This window comes from Actinomadura meridiana (assembly GCF_039537545.1).
GTDB lineage: Bacteria > Actinomycetota > Actinomycetes > Streptosporangiales > Streptosporangiaceae > Spirillospora > Spirillospora meridiana.
Window position 1 is genome coordinate 642,400 of the sequence record NZ_BAABAS010000004.1, and the last position, 22,665, is coordinate 665,064.

Below are 22,665 nucleotides of genomic sequence, written 5' to 3' on the forward strand. Positions count from 1 at the left end.
GCCGATCGCGGCGCCCCGCCGGACGGGCGGGACCAGGCGCGGAGCCCGTACCCCCACCGGCTTAGACTCGTCCTCATGACGCCCCCCGGAGACGCCGCCGTCGAGCTGGACGCGCTCGTCAAGCGCTACGGTGAGCGGCGGGCCGTGGACGGTCTGTCGCTGCGCGCCGCCCGGGGCGCGGTGACCGCGCTGCTCGGTCCGAACGGCGCGGGCAAGACCACCACGATCGAGATCTGCGAGGGGTTCCGGCGGGCCGACTCCGGGACGGTCCGCGTCCTCGGCCGCGACCCCGCCGCCGACGGCCGGGAGCTGCGACCCCGGGTAGGGGTGATGCCGCAGAGCGGCGGCGTCCCCGGCACGGCCCGCGCCGGGGAGTTCCTGCGCCTGGTCGCCTCGTTCCACGCGACGCCGCTCGACCCGGCCGCGCTGCTGGAGCGGCTCGGGCTCACCGAGCACGCCCGCACCCCGTTCCGCCGCATGTCGGGCGGGCAGCAGCAGCGGCTGTCGCTGGCCGTCGCCGTGATCGGACGGCCCGAGCTGGTCTTCCTGGACGAACCCACCACCGGCCTCGACCCGCAGGCCAGGCACGCCACCTGGGAGCTGATCGAGGAGCTGCGCGCCGCCGGGGCGGCGGTCGTCCTCACCACGCACAACATGGACGAGGCCGAGCGGCTGTCCGACCACGTCGCCATCGTCGACCACGGAAGGCTCGTCGCCGAGGGCGCCCCGGCCGAGCTGACCGGCGCGGAGCGGCAGCTGCGGTTCCGCGCCCGTCCCGGCCTCGGCCTGGAGGAGCTGCTGTCGGCGCTGCCCGCCGGGAGCGCCGCCAAGGAGTCGCCCGCCGGGCACTACCTGATCGAGGCGGACGTGCGGCCCGAGTTGCTCGCCACGGTCACCGCCTGGTGCGCCTCGCACGGCGTCCTCACCGAGGACCTGCGGATCGAGCGCCGCACCCTGGAGGACGTCTTCCTCGAACTGACCGGACGGGAGCTTCGCTCATGACCGCGCCGCTGGACCTGTCCCCGGCGCCCGGTGCCGCGCCGCTGTCGCGGATGGTCCTGGCGCAGGCCGCCTACGAGCTGCGCGGCGTGCTGCGCAACGGCGAGCAGTTGCTGCTGACGTTGATCATCCCGGTGGTGCTGCTCGTCCTTTTCAGCGCCACGTCTCTGGTCGATCTCGGCTCCGGGCGTCGTGTCGACTTCCTCGCGCCCGGCGTCCTGGCGCTGGCGGTGATGTCCACGGCGTTCACCGGGCAGGCGATCGGGACGGGGTTCGAGCGGCGCTACGGCGTCCTGAAACGGCTCGGCGCGACCCCGCTGCCGCGCGGCGGCCTGATCGCCGCCAAGACCCTCAGCGTGCTCGCGGTCGAGGCGGTGCAGGCCGTGGTGATCTGCGCGGTGGCGTTCGCGCTCGGCTGGCACCCGAAGGGCGACCCCGGCTCGGTGCTCGTCCTGCTGCTGCTCGGGACGGCCGCGTTCAGCGGATTCGGGCTGCTCATGGCGGGGACGCTGCGCGCCGAGGCCACGCTCGCCGCCGCGAACCTCGTGTACGTCCTGCTGCTGGCGGTCGGCGGCGTCATCTTCCCGCTGGACGACTTCCCGGACGGGGTGCGGGACGCGCTGGAACTGCTGCCGATCTCGGCCCTGGCCGAGGGGTTGCGCGACGTCCTCCAGGACGGCGCGGCCCTTCCCTGCACGGCCCTGCTCGTCCTCGCCGTGTGGGCGGTCGCCGGGCTCGCGCTGGCCGCGAGGTTCTTCGAATGGGAGTGATGCATGGCGCTGGCTGAGGCGCCGGGATCGTACGGGGGCGAGTCCCGGGCGTCTTGGCCAAAACGTACGCTCTCACTTGGATCGGTCCCACCGCCCGCGCTGATCCTGCTCGGCATCATCTCCGTGCAGCTCGGGGCGGGTATGGCCAAGCACCTCTTCGACCGGATGCCGCCGACCACCGTCGTGACGGTCCGACTGCTGACCTCGGCGATCGTGCTGGGGTTCGTGGGCCGCCGGGCACTGCGGACGGTGCTGCGCGACCACTCCCGCTCCAGCCTCGCCATCGCCGCCGGTTTCGGGCTGGCGCTGGCGCTGATGAACTTCTCGATCTACCAGGCGTTCGCGCGGATCCCGCTCGGCGTCGCGGTGACGATCGAGTTCCTCGGCCCGCTGGCGGTGTCGATCTCCGCGTCGCGGCGTCCACGGGACGCGCTGTGGGCCGTCCTGGCGGGGGCGGGGGTCGTCCTGCTCGCCCGGGGCGGGTCCGGCCACGTCGATCCGGTCGGGATCGCGTGCGCGCTGATCGCCGGGGGCTGCTGGGCGGCCTACATCCTGCTGACCGCCGCGACCGGGCAGCGGTTCTCCGGCTCGACCGGCCTGGCCGTCGCCAGCGTCGTCGGGTCGATCGTCATCCTGCCGGTGGGGATCACGGCCGGGGGCTCGGCGCTGCTCGACCCGACGCTGCTACTCATCGGGCTCGGGGTGGGGCTGCTGTCGTCGGTGATCCCGTACTCGCTGGAGATGGAGGCGCTGCGGCGGATGCCCGCACGCGTGTTCGGGATCCTGATGAGCCTGGAGCCCGCCGTGGCCGCGCTCGTCGGCGTCGCGCTGCTCGGCGAGATCCTCACCGGACGCCAGTGGATCGCGATCTGCTGCGTCATCGTCGCCTGCGCGGGCGCCACGCGCGGCCAGAAGGACCCGCCGGAGGCCCCCGAAGCTTGAGCGACAGCGAACCGGGGGGTGTGGGGGGTCGTCCCCTCACAAGGGACAGGCTTGAGATCGGTGTGGAAGGATCGGGATCCAGGGATCGTCCAGCGGAGGGGAGTCGCCGTGATCGGCCGGACCGAGGACCAGGGGATGCCGCCCGAGTTCTTCGAGGCGGGGTCGGCGTCGTTCGTCGACCTCCTGCGCGTCCACTCCCCCGAGCTGCTGCCCGTCAACCGGGTGCCGGACGGGGACCTCCCGGAGCTGCCGCACGGCACGACCGTCCTGGCGCTGACGTTCCCCGGCGGGGTCATGATGGCGGGCGACCGGCGCGCCACGCAGGGCAACCGCATCGCCTACCGCCGTCTCGACAAGGTGCAGCGCGGCGACGAGTACTCCGCCGTCGCGTTCGCGGGGACGGTCGGGCTGGCGCTGGAGATGGTCCGGCTGTTCCAGGTCGAGCTGGAACACTACGAGAAGATGGAGACGGTCCCGCTGTCGCTGCCGGGCAAGGCCCGCCGCCTCGGCGCCGTCATCCAGGCCAACCTCGCGCAGGCGCTCCAGGGTCTCGCGGTCGTGCCGCTGTTCTGCGGGTACGACCCCGACTCCGGGCAGGGCCGGATCTTCACCTACGACATCACCGGCGCGCCGCAGGAGGCCCGCGAGTTCCACGCCGACGGGTCCGGCTCGCCGTACGCGCGGGGGTCGCTGAAGAAGCTGTACCGGGCCGACCTGTCGATCGAGGACGCGGCGACCGTCTGCGTCCAGGCGCTGTACGACGCGGCCGACGACGACAGCGCCACCGGCGGACCCGACCCGACACGCCGGATCTACCCGACGATCGCGGTCGTCACCGAGGACGGCTACCGGCAGCTGCCGGAGGAGCAGGTGGCCACGATCGCCGACGCGGTCATGCGGGCCCGGCTGGACGAGCCGAACGGGCCGGTCGCGCCGCTGCGCTGAGCCCGTCCGGCGCGGGGAAACGTCGTACCCGGCTCCTAGACTCGGACGCATGGCACGGGCGAACGACGAGGCTGCGGCCCTCATCCAGGAACTGGCCGACCTGCTGTCCATCACGGGCGGCGACGCCTTCAAGATCCGGGCGTACGAGAAGGCGGCGCGGGCGATCGCCGGTCATCCCGACGACATCGCGGGCCTCGACCTGGCCGGGCTGCGCGGAATCCCGGCCGTGGGCGAGGCGATCGCGAAGAAGGTCGTCGACTACAACACCACCGGCACGATCCGGCAGGTCGAGGAGCTGCGCACCCAGATTCCCAGCGGGGTGCGGGCGCTGACCGCGATCCCGACGCTCGGCCCGAAGAAGGCCCTCGCCGTGTACGAGGCGCTCGGCGTCTCCTCGGTGGACGAGCTGGCCACCGCCATCGGCGAGGGGCGGCTGCGCGGTCTGAAGGGGTTCGGCGCCAAGACGGAGGAGAACATCCTGCGCGGCATCGAGCTGATGCGCAGCTCCGGCGAGCGGGTCCTCGTCGACGTCGCGGCGGGCGTCGCCGACGAGATCGTCGCGACGCTGTCGGCGCTGCCGCAGGTGGAGCGGTGTGAACACGCCGGTTCGCTGCGCCGGATGCGGGAGACGATCGGCGACGTGGACGTCCTCGCCGCGTCCCGCGATCCGCATCCGATCATGGAGGCGTTCACGGCGCTGCCGTTCGTCGCGGAGGTCATCGCGAGCGGCGACAAGAAGACCTCGATCCGTACTACCAAGGGCCTCCAGGTCGATCTGCGGGTCGTGCCGCCCGAGTCGTGGGGCGCCGCGCTCCAGTACTTCACCGGCTCGCAGGCGCACAACATCCGCACCCGCGAGATCGCCGTGAAGGCGGGCCTGAAACTGTCGGAGTACGGCCTGTTCCACGCCGAGTCCGACGAGCTGATCGTGTCGGAGACCGAGGAGGAGGTCTACGAGCGGCTCGGCCTCCCCTGGGTCCACCCGACCCTCCGGGAGGACACCGGCGAGATCGAGGCCGCGCTCGCCGGGACGCTGCCCCGGCTCGTCACCGTCGACGACCTGCGCGGCGACCTGCACAGCCACACCGACCTGACCGACGGCGTCGCGTCCCTGGCGGCCATGGTCGCCGCCGCGCGCGACCGCGGCCTGGAGTACTACGCGATCACCGACCACGCGCCGAACCTCGTCATGCAGCGGATGACGGACGAGAAGATGCTCGCCCAGCGCGTCGAGGTCGCCAAGCTCCAGAAGAAGTACCGCGACCTGACACTCCTGCACGGCACCGAACTCAACATCGACCCGGACGGCGGCGTCGACTGGGACGCCGACTTCCTGTCCCGTTTCGACGTGTGCGTGGCGTCCGTCCACTCCCATTTCACGCAGGACGAGGCGACGATGACGCGGCGGCTCATCCGGGCTTGCGAGAACCCGCACGTCCATGTGATCGGGCATCCGACGGCCCGCAGCATCGGCCGCCGCCCGCCGGTAGAGGCCGACTGGGACGAGGTGTTCCGCGCCGCCGCCCGCACGGGCACCGCCATGGAGATCGACTCGTTCCCCGACCGGCTCGACCTGCCCGCCGACCTGGCGCGCCGCGCGAAGCGGCTCGGCGTGAAGTTCTCCATCGACACCGACGCGCACTCGCTCGGCCACCACCGCAACATCCGCTACGGCGTCGGCACCGCGCAGCGCGGCTGGCTGACCCCCGACGACGTGATCAACACCTGGCCGCTGGAACGTCTCCGCGAGTTCCTGCGCAAAAGCTGAGGTCAGGCGGGCTGCGGCGTCTCCACGGCGGGCGCCGGGGCGAGCGGCGCCGCCGGTTCCGCGGCCGGGGCGGGCCCCCGGTCGCGGAGCGCGAAGAACAGCCGGAACGCCGCGATCCACATCAGCACCGCGCCGAGCATGTGCAGCAGCACCAGGCCCTCCGGGACGCCCAGCGCGTACTGGGTGTAGCCGACGGCGCCCTGGACGACGATCAGCCCGGCCAGCTCGTGGGCGCGGCGGCGGGCGGCGGCGGGCCCGCCGGTGCGGTGCAGGACGACGATGGCGACCAGCGTCAGCGCGATCGTGACCCACGCCAGTTCGCCGTGGATCCGGGCGACATCGGTGATGTCGAAGCCGTACCGGCGCGACTCGGCGTCCCCGGCGTGCGGGCCGGTGCCGGTCACGACGGTGCCCGCGACGAGCACGGCGGCGCAGGAGACCAGCAGCGCGGCGGCGAGGCGGCGCGTCCACGGCCCGGCGAGCGGCCGGGGCGGGGCGTCGCCCTCACCGCAGCGGACCCACAGCGCCACGCAGAACACCAGCAGGGCGGGCGAGACGAGGAAGTGCAGCGAGACGGCGGCCGGGTGCAGCTTCGTCAGCACGACGATGCCGCCGATGACGGCCTGCGCGACGACGCTCATCGGCTGCGCCAGCGCCCACCACACCAGCGGCTTCCGGCGGGGACGCAGCCGCAGCGCCGCGACGAACACCAGCACCCCGACCCCGAGGACCACGAACGTGATCAGCCGGTTGCCGAACTCGATCGACATGTTGAGCACGTGGTGCTCGGCGTTGTGCGTCGGGACGAGGCTGTCGCCGGAGCAGCGCGGCCAGTCGGGGCAGCCGAGCCCCGACTGGGTGACCCGGACGGCTCCGCCGCTGACGACGATGAGCACGTTGCCGAGGACGCCGAGCAGCGCGAGCGACCGCAGCGACCCGGGCGTCGGACGCCACACGGCGTTCCAGGCGCGGATCAGGAGGTGGGAAGGGAGTCGCTCAGCCACGGCACCCATCGTATGGCCGGGTCACGGCGCCCCCGATCCGCCCCCCGGTGAGGGTCACCGGGCGTACGGGCCGGGTGGCGGCCCGCCGGGCGCCGGGCCGGGCCAGCCGAATCCGGACGGTCCCTCCCCCGCCCACGGCGGCCCCGGCACCCCGGGACGCGGCGGCGTCCGCAGGAACGCCTGCCGGGCCAGCGCCATCAGGTTCAGCAGGGCGTCCCGGCGGGTGACGAACCAGTTCTGGTCGGCGACGCCCCGGTCGGCGCGCTTGTGCAGCAGCGCCAGCTCGGTCGCGGCGAGCTGGTAGTCGGTCATGGCGCGGGCGGCGCTGGTGCCGCCGACCCTGCGGGCCCAGCGGCGGGCGTAGCGGCGGGACGGCATCGACCGCAGCATCCGCACGTCCTGCGGCGTCACCAGGCCCGTGCTCGCGTACATCGGCAGGTACGCCTCGATGCGCCGGACGGTGCCGCGCCGTTCCACGAACACGACGGTGATCAGCGCGACCAGGACGCAGAAGTCGAGCACGTAGACGACGGCGAGGCCGCCGAGGCCGAGGGAGGCGCCGCCGTTCCACAGCCCGTGCAGGATCATCGCGCCGAGCAGCCCGACGAGCGGCGCGGCGACCTGCCACCGCCGGTGGGTGGCGGCGTACGCGACGCCGAGCCCGGTCATGGACGTGAACAGCGGATGGCTGAGCGGCACGATCAGCCCGCGCAACACGAAGACGGCCGTGAGCTGCTGCGCCCCGCCATCGTCGTACGCCCGCATGTAGTACGTGATGTTCTCCATCATGGCGAAGCCGAGGCCGACCATGCAGGCATAGATGATGCCGTCGGCGAAGCCGTCGATCTCGTTGCGGCGGAACCACAGCAGGCCGAACAGGACGGCGCCCTTCAGCGTCTCCTCGATGACGGGCGCGCCGAACGTGGCGCTGACGAAGTGCCCCTCCGTCTCCCCGAAGATCGGCACGGTGACGTACAGCAGCCCGAGGGTGTTCAGCACGAGCGCGCCGAGCACCGCGACGCCCGCGCCCCACAGGAACGAGAACGCCAGCGCGCGCGGCGGCTCGGGCTCCAGCCGGTCGAGGGTCAGCGAGAGCGCGACCAGCACCGGGATCGGGATGATGGCGAGCAGCACGCCCACCCAGAAGCCGGGCCCGCCGACGGCGGCGGTCAGCCCGAGCGCGACCAGGACGCACACGCCCGAGACGGTCATGCCGATGATCATGCCGACCGGGGGCCGCCCCGGGATCCGGCCCTCGAGCACCGCCTTGGGGTTCACGTGCGCCATGAGGCGAGCGTAACCGCCCGTGATGAGGTGACGCGGCGTGACGGGGCCCGCTAGGACAGTGGCCAGGACAAGATCGGATCGACGGCCACGGCGGTGAACAGCAACGCCAGGTAGACGTTGGACAGGTGGAAGAACCGCATGGGCCGCAGGTGGACGCCGGTCACCCCGGCGCGCACCGCCCGCAGCAGCCGGTGCCCCTCGGCGAGGAACACCAGGCCGAGGACGACGGCGACGGCGCCGTACACCGGGCTCATCCCGCCCACCGGCCACAGCACCAGCGAGCAGGCGACGGTGGCGTAGGTGTAGATGAGGCTCTCGGTGACGACGCGGCGTTCGGTGGCGACGACCGGCAGCATCGGGACCTTGGCGACCGCGTAGTCATCGCGGTAGCGCATCGCGAGCGTCCAGGTGTGCGGCGGCGTCCACAGGAACACGACGCCGAACAAGACGAACGGCGTCCAGGCGAGGTCGCCGGTGACCGCCGCCCACCCGATGAGGACGGGCATGCACCCGGCGATGCCGCCCCACACGACGTTCTGCGACGTCCGCCGCTTCAGCAGCAGCGAGTACACGAAGACGTAGAACAGGATCGCGAACAGCGACCCGGCGGCCGCGACGGGGTTCACCGCGAGCAGGAACCCGACCGTGGACAGCGCCGCGAGGCTGACCCCGAAGATCAGCGCGCGGGCGGGCGTGACCTGGTGGCGGGCCAGTGGGCGGCGCCGGGTGCGGCGCATCTTGGCGTCGATGTCGCGGTCGATGTAGCAGTTGATCGCGTTGGCGGCGCCCGCGGACATCGTCCCGAACGCGAGTGTCAGCAGTACGGTGGACAGTGCGGGCACTCCGCCGTCCGCGAGGAACATCACCGGGATGGTGGTGATCAGAAGCAGTTCGATGACACGCGGCTTGGTCAGCGCGACGTAGGCGCGCACGCTCGCGGCCAGCGTCGGGCGCGCCTCCGGGGCCGGGTCGAGAACCTGGTCCGCCTCGGCGGCCACGGGCTCCAGCGGCGCCCCCGCCACCTGCCCGTCGAGGTCGTCGAGGCCGTCGAGGGAGGCCTCGACTCCGCGCTTGTTACTGAGCACCGTCACAATCGGGTCCACGTCCAACTAGGGATCTGAAATCGCCTACCACCTCGGCGGCGCCCCCGCGATCGGGCCGGCCTCGGCTGGATGCGACTATCCGGCTTCGTTCCTGCCGCGGCCGCTGTCGTCAACCGCGCCCTCACTGTAGTCCGCCCCCTCCGGGGGTCACGCACCGGGTCGCCGATCACCCGCCGGATCGGTCGGCGGATCGGGCGCGGCAGGGGTTAGCGCGCAAGGCGTCCGGGCAAGGGCGCGGTAGGCTCGCGGAGGGCGTGGCGTGATCTTGCCGCCCAAGGGGCGGTGCCGCGCGTGGGGCGGCGGAGATTCGCGCGTGACCGCGGCGGCACAACATCACAGAGTGGATCTGCAGCACCGTTTCGAGAGGAGCCCGGCGTTCCGTGAGCAGGGACAACAGCACGTTTGAATGGTCCGACCAGGACCGGCGCGCGGTGGACGTGATCCGCGCCCTCGCCATGGACGCGGTCGAGGAGGCCGGGTCCGGTCACCCCGGGACGGCGATGAGCCTCGCGCCCGCCGCCTACCTTCTCTTCCAGCGGTTCCTCCGGCACGACCCGACCGATCCGCACTGGGCCGGGCGGGACAGATTCGTGTTGTCCTGCGGCCACTCCAGCCTGACCCTCTACATCCAGCTGTACCTGTCGGGCTACCCGATGACGCTGGACGACCTGAAGTCGCTGCGCAAGTGGGGCAGCCTCACCCCCGGCCACCCCGAGCACGGGCACACCGCGGGCGTCGAGACGACGACGGGGCCGCTCGGGCAGGGCATCGCGAACGCGGTCGGGATGGCGATGGCGGCGCGCCGCGAACGCGGCCTGTTCGACCCGGACGCCCCCGACGGCGGGTCGCCGTTCGACCACACGGTCTGGGCGATCGCGTCCGACGGCGACATCGAGGAGGGCATCAGCCACGAGGCCAGCGCCCTCGCCGCGCACCAGCGGCTCGGAAACCTGGTCCTGCTGTACGACGACAACCACATCTCGATCGAGGACGACACCGCGATCGCGCTGTCGGAGGACGTGCGGGCCCGGTACGCCGCCTACGGCTGGGACGTCCACCGCGTCGACTGGACGGAGAACGGCGACTACGAGGAGAACGTCGCCGCGCTGGCCGCCGCGTTCGCCGCGGCGAAGGCCGAGACGTCCCGCCCGTCGTTCATCGCGCTGCGCACGATCATCGGCTGGCCCGCGCCGAACAAGAAGAACACCGGCAAGGTCCACGGTTCGGCGCTCGGCGCGGACGAGGTCGCGGCGACCAAGCGGATCCTCGGCATGGACCCGGCCGAAACGTTCCAGGTTCCGGAGGACGTCCTGGCGCACGCCCGGCAGGTGTCCGAGCGGGGCCGCGCCGAGCACGCCGCGTGGAACGGCGCGTTCGACTCCTGGCGGGCGGCGAACCCGGAGCGGGCCGCCGAGTACGACCGGATCTCGTCCCGCACGCTGCCGCCCGGATGGGACGCCGCGATCCCCGCGTTCGAGCCCGGCAAGGACATCGCGACCCGCGCGGCGTCCGGGCAGATCCTGGCCGCGCTGGCGCCGGTGCTGCCGGAGGTGTGGGGCGGTTCGGCCGACCTGGCCGAGAGCAACAACACGACGATGAAGGGCGAGCCGTCGTTCATCCCCGAGGAGTTCCAGACCAAGGAGTTCCCCGGGCACCGCTACGGCCGGACGCTGCACTTCGGCGTCCGCGAGCACGCGATGGCGGCGATCTGCAACGGCATCGCGCTGCACGGCGGCACCCGCCCCTACGGTGGCACGTTCCTGATCTTCAGTGACTACATGCGCCCGGCGGTGCGGCTGGCGGCGCTGATGAAGCTGCCGGTCACGTTCGTGTGGACGCACGACTCGATCGGCCTCGGCGAGGACGGCCCGACGCACCAGCCCGTCGAGCACCTGTGGGCGCTGCGCGCGATCCCGGGCCTGGACGTCGTCCGCCCGGCCGACGCCAACGAGACGGCGGTCGCGTGGCGGACCGTCCTGCGGCACACCGACCGTCCGGCGGGCCTCGCGCTGACCCGGCAGAAGCTGCCGACCCTGGACCGCGGCGGCGCGCTGGCGTCCGCCGAGGGCGCCGCGAACGGCGGCTACGTGCTCGCCGACGCCGACGGCGGCCAGCCCGACGTGATCATCATCGCGACGGGCAGCGAGGTGGAACTCGCGCTGGAGGCCCGCGACACGCTCCAGGCCGAGGGCACCCCCACCCGCGTCGTGTCGATGCCGTGCGTGGAGTGGTTCGAGGCGCAGACCGACGCCTACCGGCAGGAGGTGCTGCCTCCCGGCGTGCGCGCGCGGGTGTCCGTCGAGGCGGGCATCGCGCTCGGCTGGCGCTCCTACCTCGGTGACGCGGGCGAGGCGGTGAGCCTGGAGCACTTCGGCGCGTCCGCCGACTACAAGACGCTGTTCCTACAGTTCGGAATCACCGCCGAGCGGGTCGTGGCGGCGGCGAAGGCCAGCCTGATCAAGGCGTCCGTCAAGAACGCCGGGCGCGGCGAGACCACCGGCAACTAGGGAGAGAACGCGATGAGCGACATTCTGAAGGCGCTCTCGGACGAGGGCGTGTCGATCTGGCTGGACGACATCAGCCGCGACCGGCTGCGGACCGGAAACCTCGCGAACCTGGTCAAGAACAGCAACGTCGTCGGCGTCACGTCCAACCCGACGATCTTCGCCAAGGCGCTGAGCAAGGGCACCGCCTACGACGACCAGGTCCGCGACCTGGCGGTGCGGGGCGTGGACATCGAGGAGGCGACCCGCGCGGTCACCACCTACGACATCCGCTGGGGCTGCGACGTGCTGCGCCCCGTCTACGACCGCACCGACGGGCTGGACGGGCGCGTGTCGATCGAGGTCGACCCGCGCCTGGCCCGCGACACCCGCCGCACGATCGCCGAGGCGCGCGCGCTGTGGTGGCTCGTGGACCGGCCCAACCTGTTCATCAAGATCCCGGCGACGCCGGAGGGCCTGCCCGCGATCACGGCGGCGCTGGCGGAGGGCATCAGCGTGAACGTGACGCTGATCTTCTCGCTGGAGCGCTACGGAGAGGTCATCGACGCCTTCTTCGCGGGCCTGGAGAAGGCCCGGGAGAACGGCCACGACCTGTCGGGGATCACGTCGGTCGCGTCGTTCTTCGTCAGCCGGGTCGACACCGAGATCGACAAGCGGCTGAAGAAGATCGGCACGGACGAGGCGGCGGGCCTGGAGTCCAGGGCGGGCCTCGCCAACGCCCGGCTCGCGTACGCCCTGTACGAGGACAGGTTCGGCACGGACCGGTGGCAGGCGCTGAAGGACGCGGGGGCCCGTCCCCAGCGTCCGCTGTGGGCGTCGACCGGGGTGAAGGACCCCGACCTCGTCGACACGCTGTACGTGGACGAGCTGGTCGCGCCGGGCGTCGTCAACACGATGCCGGAGGCGACGCTGAAGGCGGTCGCCGACCACGGCCAGCTCCGCGGCGACACCGTCCGCGGCGCCTACGACGACGCCCGCGCGCACATGGCGGCGCTGGCGTCGGTCGGCGTCGACTACGACGACGTGGTGCGGGTCCTGGAGGACGAGGGCGTCGAGAAGTTCGCGGCCTCGTGGCAGGAGCTGCTCGGGTCCATCTCCGGCGAACTGGAGTCCAAGAGGGCCGGCGCGTGACCTCGGTGGTGACCGCCGGGGGGATCTCGGTCACCATCCGCGGCGCCGTCGTCGACGAGAGCGAGACGGTGCTGGAGCGCCTCGTGTCCGACGGCGTCCCGGGCGCGCTGACGTCCGGGAACGCCAAGCTGTGGGGGCCCGACGCGGCCCCCCTCGCGGCCCGCCGCCTCGGCTGGCTGGACCTGCCGGAGACCTCGCGGTCCCTGGCGGCCCGGCTGGCCGAGCCGGTGCGGGAGGCCCGCGACGCCGGTCTCGACCGGGTCGTCGTCGCGGGCTCCGGCGGCTCCGTCCTCGCCTCCGACGCGATGTACCGCACCGCCGGAATGGAGCGTTCCGAGAGTACTGAGCTGATCGTCCTCGACACGTCCGACCCGCACGAGGTGGCGGGCGTCCTCGCGGGCGACCTGCACCGGACGCTCGTGGTCCTGGTCGGCGAGAGCATCGAGGCGGACGCACTGCGCCGCGTGTTCGGCCAGGCGTTCCTTGAGACGGGCCTGGGCCGCGACGAGCTGGTCCGCCGGTTCGTCGTCGTGGCCGAGGAGGGCTCGGAACTCGAACGCGTCGCGCTCGACGCGGGACACAACCTCGTCACCGCCGAGGGCACCGTCGACGACCGGTTCGGCGCGCTCGGCGCGCGGGGCCTGGTCGCGGCCGCGTTCGCCGGGGTGGACGTGGACGCCCTGCTGGACGAGGCGTCCCGGTTCGCCGGGGTCCTCCGGCAGCCCTACGACAACCCGGCGCTGGCGCTCGGCGCGGCGCTCGGCTCCTCGGCGCTCGGCACCCGCGACAAGCTGGTGATCGCCGACCACGGCTCCGGTCTGGACGGCCTTGACGGCTGGGTGGAGCAGCTGGTCGCCGGGGCGACCGGCAAGCACGGCCGGGGCCTGCTGCCGGTCGTGGTGGAGGGCGTCAACGCGCCCGGGTTCGAGCTGGCGGGCGACCTGCGCCGCGTCATCCTGGGCCGCCGTCCGGACGAGCCGGGCCCGGGCCGCGAGGCGGGCGTGAGCGTCGCCGGGCCGCTCGGCGCGCAGTTCCCGCTGTGGGAGTACGCGGTCGCGGTCGCGGCCCGGGTGATCGGCGTCGACCCGTTCGACGAGCCGGACGTCGCCGAGTCGCGCGCCAGCACGGCGGCGCTGCTGCGCTCGGAGGAGAACACGGCGCCCACGGTGGTGCACCGGCCGCCGGAGCTGGTGTCGGATGCGGTGGAGGTGCACGCCGGGTCGGACGCGCTGCGCGGCGCGCGGACGCTGACCGAGGCGCTCGAAGCGATCGTGGAGGACGTCCGCGACGGCGGCTACCTCGCAGTCGTCGCCTATCTGGACCGCGTCGGGGACGCGGCGGCGGCCGAGCTGCGGCCACTGCTGGCCGCGCGCGGCGCGATGGTCCGCAGACATCCGGCGCCCGTCACGTTCGGCTGGGGGCCGCGATCTCTGCACACGGTCGGGCAGTACCACAAGGGCGGCCCGGCGAACGGCGTGTTCATGCAGGTCACCGGGGCCGTCTCGGACGACGTGCCCGTCCCGGGGCGCCCCTACAGCCTGGGAGAACTCCAGCTCGCGCAGGCGTTCGGCGATCTGCGGGTCGTCCGGTCGCTGGGGCGTCCGGCCGTCCGGCTGCATCTGCGCGACCGGGCCGAGGGCCTCGCGCAGCTCGGCCAGGCACTCGGCTCGACACCCGGCTCAGCGCTCGGCTGAATGTTCGAAAAACAAAGATCGAGGGAGTTGGTCGCGAATGCCCTTTCTCTCCTGAAACGATAGGGGTCAGGAGGGAACGTGTCGGGATTCGACGTACTGACGCGCGGCGACGTGCTGGACGTGGCGTTGCGGGCGAGGGACTATCTGGTGAGCTGCGGCGTCCCCGGCGCGCTCGCCGCGAAGGACCCCCGGCTGTGGGGACGGCGCGCGGTCGACCACAGTCGGCTGGGGTGGCTCGATCTGCCGTTCGCGTCCCGGGGTCTGCTCAAACAGGTGGACGGGTTGGTCGCGGAGGCCCGCTATTCGGGCCTGGACCACATCGTGCTGATCGGCGTCGGGGCGGAGAGCCTCGCCGCCCAGGCGATCGTGGACGCGCACACGCCCGAGGGCACGCGCACCACCGGTGAGCGCGACGCGGCGGACGGCAGGCGCGGCGGCCTGACCGTCCTGGACGGCAGCGACACCGCCGCGCTCGCGTACGCGCTGGAGCGGCTCGACCGGACACTGGTCGTCCTCGCGAGCAAGGCTGGCGTGTCGCTGGAGGGCGACGCCTACCGGCGGATCTTCGCGGCCGCGTTCCGCGAGCGGGGCCTGTCGGAGCGGGAGATCGCGAGCCGGTTCCTGGTCGTCACCGACCACGGCAGCCCGCTGCACGACTTCGCCCGCCAGTGCGGGTACCGGATCGGGCTGACCGACCCGTACCTGCCGGGCCACTACGGGGCGCTGTCGGCGTACGGGCTGGTCCCGGCGGTCCTCGCGGGCGCCGACGCGGACCGGCTGCTGGAGGAGGCGGCGACGCTGGTGCCGTCCCTCGGCAAGGAGGAGGACAACCCGGGCCTGCTGCTCGGCGCGATCCTCGGCGGCTGCGCGCAGCAGTCGCCGGGCGGCCTCACCCGCGACAAGGTGATGCTGCGCGAGCGCGGCGGGTCGGGCACGCTCAGCGCCTGGATCACCCAGCTCCTGGCCGTCGGCACCGGCAAGCGCGGCAAGGGCGTGCTGGCGTTCGAGCCGCCGGGCGGGCGCGGCGACTTCCCCGACGTGCACGGCGTGTCGATCAACCCGCGGTCGGCGGCCGACGACGACTCCGACACCTCGGTGTGGGCGCCGCTCGGCGCGCAGTTCCTGCTGTGGGAGTACGCGACGGCGGTCGCCGGGTGGCTGCTCGGGGTGAACCCGTTCGAGGCGGGCAGCAGGGTCGTCCAGGAGTCCGAGGACGACGCGGCGACGCTGCTGCGCTCGGCGGGCGGCGGCTCGCTGACGGCGGAGCGGCCGGTGTACGTCGAGGACGGCATCGAGGTCCACGCCGACTTCCCGTGGCCGCCGGGCGCGGAGCTGCGCACGGTGCTCGGCGGGCTGGTCGCCGCCGTGCCGTCCAGCGGTTACCTGTCGGTCATGACGTACCTGTCGGGCGACTTCTCGGGCCGGTACCTGGCGCCTTCCCTGGCCCGCGCGTCGGGACGTCCCGTCGTGTACGGCCCGGGCCCCGCCTACCCGCACGCGACGGGACCCGTCCACAAGGACGGCCCGGGCAACGGCGCGTTCCTCATCATCACCGGGGACCCGGCGCCCGGCGACGTGCTCGCCTCGCAGCCCATCCCCGGCCGCCCCTACAGCCTGGCGAAGCTCCAGATCGCGCGGGCGCTCGGCGAGCTGCGGGCGCTGCGCGAACGCCGGTTCCCGGTGATCCGGCTGCACCTGCGCGACCCGGTGGACGGCGCGGGCAGGCTCACCGAGGCGGTCCGCTCGGTGGCGGGAGTTCGCGGGTCGTGACCTTCAACGCCGTCGTCTCGGGGGACACGGCCATCACCGCCCGAGGGCCGCTGAAGGGCGCGGCCGAGCGGCTTCTCGGCCGCCTGTGGATCGACGAGGTGCCGGTCCGGCTGGCGTCGGAGGACCCGTCGCTGTGGCCGTCGGCCACCGCCGCGCGGGACGAGGGCCGCCCGCTGTGCTGGCCCGCGCAACCCGGCCCCGGCCGCGCCGCCCTGGGCCGCGTGGCGGAGTTGCGCGAACGGGCCCGCGCGGAGGGCCTGACCGACGTGCTGCTGCTCGGCCGCGGCGCCCCGGCCCACGCCGCCAGGCTCATCGTCGACGCCCACCGCCTCACCGCACCGCACCGCCTCACCACACCGCACCGTCTCACCACACCGCACCGCCTCACCACACCGCAGGACGTCACCCTCACCGTGCTCGACGGCCCGGACCCCGGCCCACCCCTCCGCCTCGCGGACGACCCCACCCGGCTGAACCGGACGACGGTCGTGGTGACGGGCGACGACCCCGGCACCGACGCGCTGCGCCGGGTCCTGCACGGGATGCTCTGCGACCTCGGCCTGTCCCCCGACGAGATCGCGCGGCGGTTCGTCACCGTCGCCGAGCCGCGCTCCCCCGCGGCCAAGATCGCCATCGAGACCGGGCATCCGCTGGTCGAGGCGCCCGCGCCGACCCCGTTCGGCGCGCTGTCGCCGTACGCGCTGCTGCCCGCCGCGCTCGCCGGGGTCGACGTCGCGGCGCTGCTCGACGAGGCCACCGCCGTCCTGCCCTCGCTGACCCGGCCGGAGCACAACCCGGGACTGGCGCTCGGCGCGATCCTCGCGGGAGCGGTCCGATCGGGACGCGGCACCGCCGTCCTCGGCGGGTATCCGGCGGCGCTGCCGGGCATCGCGGGCTGGGTGGCGCGGCTGCTGGAGGAGTCGGGCCGGGGCCGGTTGACGCCCGTCGTCCAGGACGGCGGGCTCCCGCTGTCCCCCGACGACGACATGTTCCTCATCACATTCGACGGCCGTCCGCACCAGGACGACGCGACCGTCACCGGCCCGCTCGCCGCCCAGCTCGTCGTGTGGGAGTACGCCGCCGCCGTCGCGTCCCACCTGCTGGAGCTCGACCCGCTCGCCCCGCGCGACGGCACCGCCCCGATGACGCTGGACGACGGCTCCGGCGACGCGCTGTTCGCCGACGGCGACCCGGCGCTGGCCGTCGAGGCGCACACGACCGTCCCCGGGCTGGCGGTGGCGCGGGACCTGCCGGAACTCCTCGACGAGCTGATCGCCCGGGTCGCCGACGGGGAGCATCTGGTGATCGTCGCCTATCTGGACCCGGACGAGTCGCGCGGCGAGGGCACGCAGGTGCGGCGGCTCGCGGCCCGGCTCGCCGCCCGCACCGGCCGTCCGGTCGCCGCCCGCTGGGGCACCGGGCTTCCCGCGTTCTGGAATGATCAGGGGGACGGTGGCGTATACCTGATGGTGACCGGGAACGTCGTGCGCGACGTACCGGTCCCCGGCCGTCATCACCGGCTCGGCATGGTGCAGCTCGCGCGGGCGCTCGGGGACGCGAAGAACGCGCGCGCGGCGGGCCTGCCCGTCATCCGGTTGCACCTGCGGGACCGCCGGGCGGGGCTCACCCGGCTGCTCGACTCCGCCAGAGAAGGGGAATGAGCGTCACCGTGCCAGAGCGAGGAGTGTCAAAGCGAGTGCGATCGAAGGGGACCATGTGACCGACCCACTCATCAGCCCGGCCAATCCGCTCCGCGACCCACGGGACAAGCGCCTCCCGCAGGTGGCCGGGCCGTGCGTGCTCGTGCTGTTCGGCGTCACGGGCGACCTGTCGCGCAAGAAGCTGCTCCCGGCGATCTACGACCTGGCGAACCGGGGACTGCTGCCGCCGGGGTTCTCCCTGGTCGGGTTCGCGCGCCGCGACTGGGAGCACGAGGACTTCCGCCAGATCGCCTACGAGTCGGTGAAGGCGCACGCCCGCACGCCGTTCCGCGAGGACGTCTGGACGCACCTGTCGCAGGGCATGCACTTCGTCCCCGGCACGTTCGACGACCCGGGCGCGTTCGACGCGCTGTCGATGGCGGTCAAGGAGCTGGACGACACCCGGGGCACCGGCGGCAACTACGCCTTCTACCTGTCGATCCCGCCGAAGTTCTTCCCGAAGGTGGTCGAGCAGCTGCGGCGCAGCGGCCTCGCCGACCGCCGGGAGGGGTCGTGGCGCCGGGTCGTCATCGAGAAGCCGTTCGGCCGCGACCTGAAGACGGCCGTCGAGCTGAACGACACCGTGCACCGCGTCTTCCCCGAGGAGTCGATCTTCCGGATCGACCACTACCTCGGCAAGGAGACCGTGCAGAACATCCTGGCGCTGCGGTTCGCCAACACGATGTTCGAGCCGATCTGGAACCGCTCGTTCGTCGACCACGTGCAGATCACCATGGCCGAGGACATCGGCATCGGCGGACGCGCCGGGTACTACGACGGGATCGGCGCCGCCCGCGACGTCATCCAGAACCACCTCCTCCAGTTGCTGGCGCTGACCGCGATGGAGGAGCCGACGTCGTTCAGCGCCGAGGCCGTCCGCGCCGAGAAGGCCAAGATCCTGTCGTCGGTGCGGGTGCCCGGCGACCTGGAGGCGTCCACGGCGCGCGGCCAGTACGCGGCGGGCTGGCAGGGCGGCGTCAGCGTCAAGGGCTACCTGGAGGAGGACGGCATCCCCGCCGACACCCGCACCGAGACCTACGCGGCGGTCAAGCTGGAGATCGACAACCGCCGCTGGGCGGGCGTCCCGTTCTACCTGCGCACCGGAAAGCGCCTCAGCCGCCGGGTGACGGAGGTGGCGATGGTGTTCCAGCAGGCGCCGCACCTGCCGTTCTCGGAGACCGACACCGAGGAGCTCGGGCAGAACGCCCTGGTCATGCGGGTCCAGCCGGACGAGGGCATCACGGTCAGGTTCGGGTCGAAGGTGCCCGGCACCGCGATGGAGATCCGCGACGTCAACATGGACTTCGCGTACGGCGAGTCGTTCACCGAGACGTCCCCGGAGGCGTACGAGCGGCTGCTGCTGGACGTCCTGATCGGCGACCCGCCGCTGTTCCCGCGCCAGGAGGAGGTCGAGCTGTCCTGGCGGATCCTCGACCCGATCGAGGAGTTCTGGGCGAGCCGGGGCGGGCTCGACCAGTACAAGTCCGGCGGCTACGGGCCGGACAGCACCGACGAGTTGATGGCGCGCGACGGCCGCACGTGGCGACGGCTCTAGACGAACGGGGGCGCTAGATGAACATCGACCTCACCGGCACCACCACCCGGCAGATCCAGGACGCGCTGACGCAGTCCCGGCATCTGATGGGCGGTCCCGCCGTCGGCATGGTCCTCACTCTGATCATCGTGACGGACGAGTCCGCGCAGTACGACGCGGTGCGAGCCGCGACGGAGGCGGCGCGCGAGCATCCGTGCCGGGTGCTGACCGTGATCTCCCGCGACCCGCGCGGCAACTCCTCCCGGCTGGACGCCGAGATCCGGATGGGCGAGACCGGCCCCGGCGAGACGGTGCTGCTGCGCATGTACGGGCCGCTCGCCGAGCACGCCGACTCGGTCGTCGTCCCACTGCTGATGCCCGACACCCCGGTGGTGACCTGGTGGCCGGGCGGCAAGGTCCCGAAGGTCCCGGCGGGCGACCCGCTCGGCGCGCTGGCACAGCGCCGGGTGACCGACTCCTACGCGGCCCGCGACCGGCTCGGCACCCTCGCGCAGCTCGCGGCGGCGTACCGGCCTGGCGACACCGACTTCACCTGGACGCGGCTGACGAACTGGCGGTCGCTGCTGGCCGCCGCGCTCGACCAGGACCACGACGACATCGTGTCCGGCGTCGTGTCGGCCGAGCCCGACAGCCCGAGCGCGGAACTCCTCGCGGCGTGGCTGTCGATCAGGCTCGGAGTCCCGGTGGACCGGTCCGTGTCGGAGGGCCCCGGCGTCACGGGCGTCCAGCTGCGGACGACCGGCGGCGACATCGTCGTGCACCGTCCGGACGGGCGGGTCGCGACGCTGTGCCGTCCCGGCCAGCCCGACCGGCAGGTGGCGCTGTTGCGCCGCCCGATGGCCGAACTGCTGGCCGAGGAGCTGCGCCGACTCGACCCCGACGAGGTGTACCGCGAAGCAGCGGCCCGCTTCGCCAAGGACCTCGCGGGCGGCGCGACGACCGAGTCCACGGCAGACAAGACCCCGGCAGGGAAGGCACCGGCAGGCGAGGCCCCGGCAACCGAACCCGCCAAGGAGGAAGCGGCCCAGAAGGCCGACAAGAAGCAGGAGGGGGCGTGACGTCCCCGACGGTCCTGACCCACCGCGACCAGGAGGTGCTCGCCGCCACGGCGGCGGCACGCCTGGTCACGACCATCGTCGACGCGCAGTCCGCACGCGGATCGGCGTCGGTCGTGCTCACGGGCGGCGGTGTCGGCACGGCGGTGCTCGCCGCCCTCGCCGCCGCCCCCGCCCGCGACGCGATCGACTGGGCCCGTCTCGACGTGTGGTGGGGCGACGAGCGCTTCCTGCCCACCGGAGACCCGGAGCGCAACGAGACCGGCGCCCGCGAGGCGCTGCTCGACCACGTCCCGGTCGATCCGGCGCGCGTGCACCCGATGCCCGCGACCGACGGCCCGGACGGCGACGACCCGGACGCCGCCGCCGACCGCTACGCCGCCGACCTGCGCGCGGCGGCGGGCCCCGGGGCCTCGGTCCCCCGGTTCGACGTGCTGATGCTGGGCGTGGGCCCGGACGCGCACGTCGCGTCCCTGTTCCCCGGCATGCCCGCGCTGACCGACGACCGCCCCGTGGCATCGGTGCGCGACGCACCCAAGCCCCCGCCGACCCGAATCACGTTGACATTCCCGTCACTACGGGCAGCCCGCGAGGTGTGGGTGCTGGCGTCCGGCGCGTCCAAGGCGGAACCCGTCCGGCTGGGCCTGGCGGGCGGCGACCCGTCCCGCGCCCCGGTCGCCGGGGCGCGCGGCACCGAACGCACCCTGTTCCTCGTGGACCTCGCCGCCACCACCTGAAAGATTTCTGAAGAGAGTCCAAGCTTTCGCATGCCTCGCGTAAAAGCGTGCATACCCTGACAGGGAACTCGCGTCGAGCGTGAGGAGATCTGTGGTGCTCAGGGCTCGGACCGGAACGGCGGGCGCGATCATCGCCGCTGCGGTGCTGCTGGCCGCTGGCTGCTCGTCCGGAGGCGATGACGACGGCGGCAAGGGCGGTGGGGGCGGCGCCAAGGCCGAGGACGTGGTGAAACTCGCCATCACGCCCGCGACGGGGACGCAGCAGGTCGCGCCCGACAAGCCCGTCACGGTTACCGCCGACAACGGCAAGTTGACGAGCGTGACCCTCACCTTCGGCAAGAAGAAGACCAAGGCGGACGGGAAGCTCGCGGCGGACGGCCTGTCGTGGAAGTCGACGCGGAATCTGCGTCCGTCCACGACGTACACGGTGACCGCGCAGGGGTCCGGCAAGGACGGCAAGCCGGGCACGGCGACGTCCACGTTCACGACGTTGACGCCGCGCACGAAGCTGGAGACCGGCATGTCGCCGCTCGAAGGCGAGACGGTCGGCGTCGGCATGCCGGTCCAGTTGCTGCTGTCCAAGCCGGTGTCGTCGAAGGCGGGCAAGGTCGCGGTCGAGAAGGCCCTTGAGGTCAGGATGTCCAAGCCGGTGCAGGGCGCCTGGTACTGGGTCAGCGACAAGGAGGTCGACTTCCGTCCCCGCGACTACTGGCCGTCCGGGCAGAAGGTGAAGGTCGTCGCGCACCTCGCGGGCCTGAAGGTCGGCGAGGGCATGTACGGGATGAAGGACCGCAGCCTGTCCTTCACGGTCGGCCCGCGGCACATCACGACCATCGACGCCAAGAAGCACCGCGGGGTCGTCACCGACGGCGGTGCGACGGTGCGGACGATGAAGGTCAGCATGGGCAAGCCCGGCCACGAGAGCTACAGCGGGACGATGATCGCGCAGGAGAAGGCGGGCCGCATCGTCATGGACTCGGCGACCACCGGCAACCCCGGCGAGTACCGGATCAAGACGAACTGGAACGTCCGGCTCACCTACAGCGGGACGTTCGTCCACTCGGCGCCGTGGTCGACCGACTCGCAGGGCAACGCGAACGTCAGCCACGGGTGCGTGAACGCCTCCCCCGAGGACGCCAAGTGGTTCTACAACTTCACCAACCGCGGCGACATCGTGAAGGTGACCGGCACGACGCGGCAGCTCCAGTTCGGCAACGGCCCGACCCCGTGGGCGAAGTCCTGGCAGGACTGGCTGGCGGGCAGCGCGACCGGCAAGCCGGTGACCGGCACGCCGCTCAACTGACCCCCCGGGGACCGACCGCACGCCCGCTGGCAGGATGGGGATCATGCAGAAGCTCTCGCTGGACGCACAGGTACGGGACCAACTGAAGCGCGCCGCCGCCGGGTCGACCGGCCGCAGCGCCGACACCGTCTACGGCGGGCACGAGCACGTCCTGCGGCAGACGGTGATCGCGCTGACCGAGGGCACGACGCTGGCCGAGCACGAGAGCCCGGGCGAGGCGACGGTCCTGGTCCTGCACGGGCGGGTGCGGCTGCTGTCCGGCGAGGACGCCTGGGACGGGATGACCGGCGACCTGCTCATCGTCCCGGACGCGCGGCACAGCCTGGAGGCCGTGGAGGACGCCGCCGTCCTGCTGACCGTCGCCAAGCTCGGCTGACGGCCGGGAGGTTCCGAGCGGT

Annotated in this window: 18 protein-coding genes; 15 read left to right on the forward strand and 3 right to left on the reverse strand. The window is 73.0% G+C overall.

Annotated features, from left to right (window positions below):
* Positions 1-75: 75 nt before the first annotated feature.
* The 5 genes from ABD808_RS07090 (at position 76) to polX (ending at position 5,424) form a co-directional block, all read left to right on the forward strand.
* Complete coding sequence (locus ABD808_RS07090; protein ID WP_344891645.1) at positions 76-1,002, forward strand: ABC transporter ATP-binding protein; 927 nt, start codon at positions 76-78, stop codon at positions 1,000-1,002.
* On the forward strand, positions 999-1,769 hold the full coding sequence (locus ABD808_RS07095) for an ABC transporter permease (RefSeq protein WP_344891648.1): 771 nt from the start codon (positions 999-1,001) through the stop codon (positions 1,767-1,769). The genes ABD808_RS07090 and ABD808_RS07095 overlap by 4 nt, the downstream gene beginning before the upstream one ends.
* A gap of 3 nt (positions 1,770-1,772) precedes the next feature.
* The gene (locus ABD808_RS07100) at positions 1,773-2,711 is read left to right on the forward strand and encodes an EamA family transporter (protein WP_344891651.1); all 939 of its coding nucleotides are present in this window, start codon (positions 1,773-1,775) and stop codon (positions 2,709-2,711) included.
* Positions 2,712-2,846: 135 nt separating this feature from the next.
* Positions 2,847-3,656 carry a proteasome subunit beta gene (gene prcB, locus ABD808_RS07105; protein ID WP_344892881.1) on the forward strand — a complete coding sequence of 270 codons (810 nt, stop codon included), beginning with the start codon at positions 2,847-2,849 and terminating at the stop codon, positions 3,654-3,656.
* Between the two features lie 49 nt (positions 3,657-3,705).
* On the forward strand, positions 3,706-5,424 hold the full coding sequence (gene polX, locus ABD808_RS07110) for a DNA polymerase/3'-5' exonuclease PolX (RefSeq protein ID WP_344891654.1): 1,719 nt from the start codon (positions 3,706-3,708) through the stop codon (positions 5,422-5,424).
* A 2-nt stretch (positions 5,425-5,426) separates the two neighbouring features.
* Here polX and ABD808_RS07115 read toward each other — a convergent pair whose 3' ends face one another.
* From ABD808_RS07115 to ABD808_RS07125, 3 genes are read right to left on the reverse strand one after another with little or no spacing between them, the layout of a single operon-like run.
* Complete coding sequence (locus ABD808_RS07115; protein ID WP_344891656.1) at positions 5,427-6,428, reverse strand: COX15/CtaA family protein; 1,002 nt, start codon at positions 6,426-6,428, stop codon at positions 5,427-5,429.
* Positions 6,429-6,482: 54 nt separating this feature from the next.
* Positions 6,483-7,715: a PrsW family intramembrane metalloprotease gene (locus ABD808_RS07120; protein ID WP_344891659.1), complete on the reverse strand. Its 1,233-nt coding sequence runs from the start codon at positions 7,713-7,715 to the stop codon at positions 6,483-6,485.
* A 50-nt stretch (positions 7,716-7,765) separates the two neighbouring features.
* Entirely contained in the window at positions 7,766-8,737 is a 972-nt protein-coding gene (locus ABD808_RS07125; RefSeq protein ID WP_425548901.1) for a heme o synthase, read from the reverse strand.
* A gap of 461 nt (positions 8,738-9,198) precedes the next feature.
* Here ABD808_RS07125 and tkt point away from each other — a divergent pair, with 461 nt between their 5' ends.
* From tkt to ABD808_RS07175, 10 genes are all read left to right on the forward strand, one after another.
* A complete protein-coding gene (gene tkt, locus ABD808_RS07130) occupies positions 9,199-11,325 on the forward strand; it encodes a transketolase (RefSeq protein ID WP_425548893.1) in 2,127 nt (708 codons plus the stop codon).
* 12 nt (positions 11,326-11,337) lie between these two features.
* Entirely contained in the window at positions 11,338-12,453 is a 1,116-nt protein-coding gene (tal, locus tag ABD808_RS07135; RefSeq protein WP_344891662.1) for a transaldolase, read from the forward strand.
* A complete protein-coding gene (locus tag ABD808_RS07140; RefSeq protein ID WP_344891665.1) occupies positions 12,450-14,147 on the forward strand; it encodes a glucose-6-phosphate isomerase in 1,698 nt (565 codons plus the stop codon). Before tal ends, ABD808_RS07140 begins: the two co-directional genes overlap by 4 nt.
* 78 nt (positions 14,148-14,225) lie before the next feature.
* On the forward strand, positions 14,226-15,917 hold the full coding sequence (locus tag ABD808_RS07145; protein WP_344891668.1) for a phosphoheptose isomerase: 1,692 nt from the start codon (positions 14,226-14,228) through the stop codon (positions 15,915-15,917).
* The gene (locus ABD808_RS07150) at positions 15,914-17,578 is read left to right on the forward strand and encodes a hypothetical protein (protein WP_344891671.1); all 1,665 of its coding nucleotides are present in this window, start codon (positions 15,914-15,916) and stop codon (positions 17,576-17,578) included. Before ABD808_RS07145 ends, ABD808_RS07150 begins: the two co-directional genes overlap by 4 nt.
* Before the next feature lie 55 nt (positions 17,579-17,633).
* Positions 17,634-19,172: a glucose-6-phosphate dehydrogenase gene (zwf, locus tag ABD808_RS07155; RefSeq protein WP_344891674.1), complete on the forward strand. Its 1,539-nt coding sequence runs from the start codon at positions 17,634-17,636 to the stop codon at positions 19,170-19,172.
* Between the two features lie 17 nt (positions 19,173-19,189).
* Positions 19,190-20,230, forward strand: coding sequence for a glucose-6-phosphate dehydrogenase assembly protein OpcA (gene opcA / locus ABD808_RS07160; protein ID WP_344891677.1), 1,041 nt, complete (start codon positions 19,190-19,192; stop codon positions 20,228-20,230).
* On the forward strand, positions 20,227-20,964 hold the full coding sequence (pgl, locus tag ABD808_RS07165) for a 6-phosphogluconolactonase (protein ID WP_344891679.1): 738 nt from the start codon (positions 20,227-20,229) through the stop codon (positions 20,962-20,964). The genes opcA and pgl overlap by 4 nt, the downstream gene beginning before the upstream one ends.
* A gap of 94 nt (positions 20,965-21,058) precedes the next feature.
* Positions 21,059-22,267: a L,D-transpeptidase gene (locus ABD808_RS07170; protein ID WP_344891682.1), complete on the forward strand. Its 1,209-nt coding sequence runs from the start codon at positions 21,059-21,061 to the stop codon at positions 22,265-22,267.
* A gap of 43 nt (positions 22,268-22,310) precedes the next feature.
* Positions 22,311-22,643, forward strand: coding sequence for a cupin domain-containing protein (locus ABD808_RS07175; protein ID WP_344891684.1), 333 nt, complete (start codon positions 22,311-22,313; stop codon positions 22,641-22,643).
* The last annotated feature ends 22 nt before the right edge of the window (positions 22,644-22,665 follow it).

What these genes read in the sequence shown, in the direction of transcription:
- ABD808_RS07090 (WP_344891645.1), top strand. Translation starts at nt 76, where the DNA reads ATGACGCCCCCCGGAGACGCCGCCGTCGAGCTGGACGCGCTCGTCAAG.
- ABD808_RS07095 (WP_344891648.1), top strand. Translation starts at nt 999, where the DNA reads ATGACCGCGCCGCTGGACCTGTCCCCGGCGCCCGGTGCCGCGCCGCTG.
- ABD808_RS07100 (WP_344891651.1), top strand. Translation starts at nt 1,773, where the DNA reads ATGGCGCTGGCTGAGGCGCCGGGATCGTACGGGGGCGAGTCCCGGGCG.
- prcB (WP_344892881.1), top strand. Translation starts at nt 2,847, where the DNA reads ATGCCGCCCGAGTTCTTCGAGGCGGGGTCGGCGTCGTTCGTCGACCTC.
- polX (WP_344891654.1), top strand. Translation starts at nt 3,706, where the DNA reads ATGGCACGGGCGAACGACGAGGCTGCGGCCCTCATCCAGGAACTGGCC.
- ABD808_RS07120 (WP_344891659.1), bottom strand. Translation starts at nt 7,715, where the DNA reads ATGGCGCACGTGAACCCCAAGGCGGTGCTCGAGGGCCGGATCCCGGGG.
- tal (WP_344891662.1), top strand. Translation starts at nt 11,338, where the DNA reads ATGAGCGACATTCTGAAGGCGCTCTCGGACGAGGGCGTGTCGATCTGG.
- opcA (WP_344891677.1), top strand. Translation starts at nt 19,190, where the DNA reads ATGAACATCGACCTCACCGGCACCACCACCCGGCAGATCCAGGACGCG.
- ABD808_RS07175 (WP_344891684.1), top strand. Translation starts at nt 22,311, where the DNA reads ATGCAGAAGCTCTCGCTGGACGCACAGGTACGGGACCAACTGAAGCGC.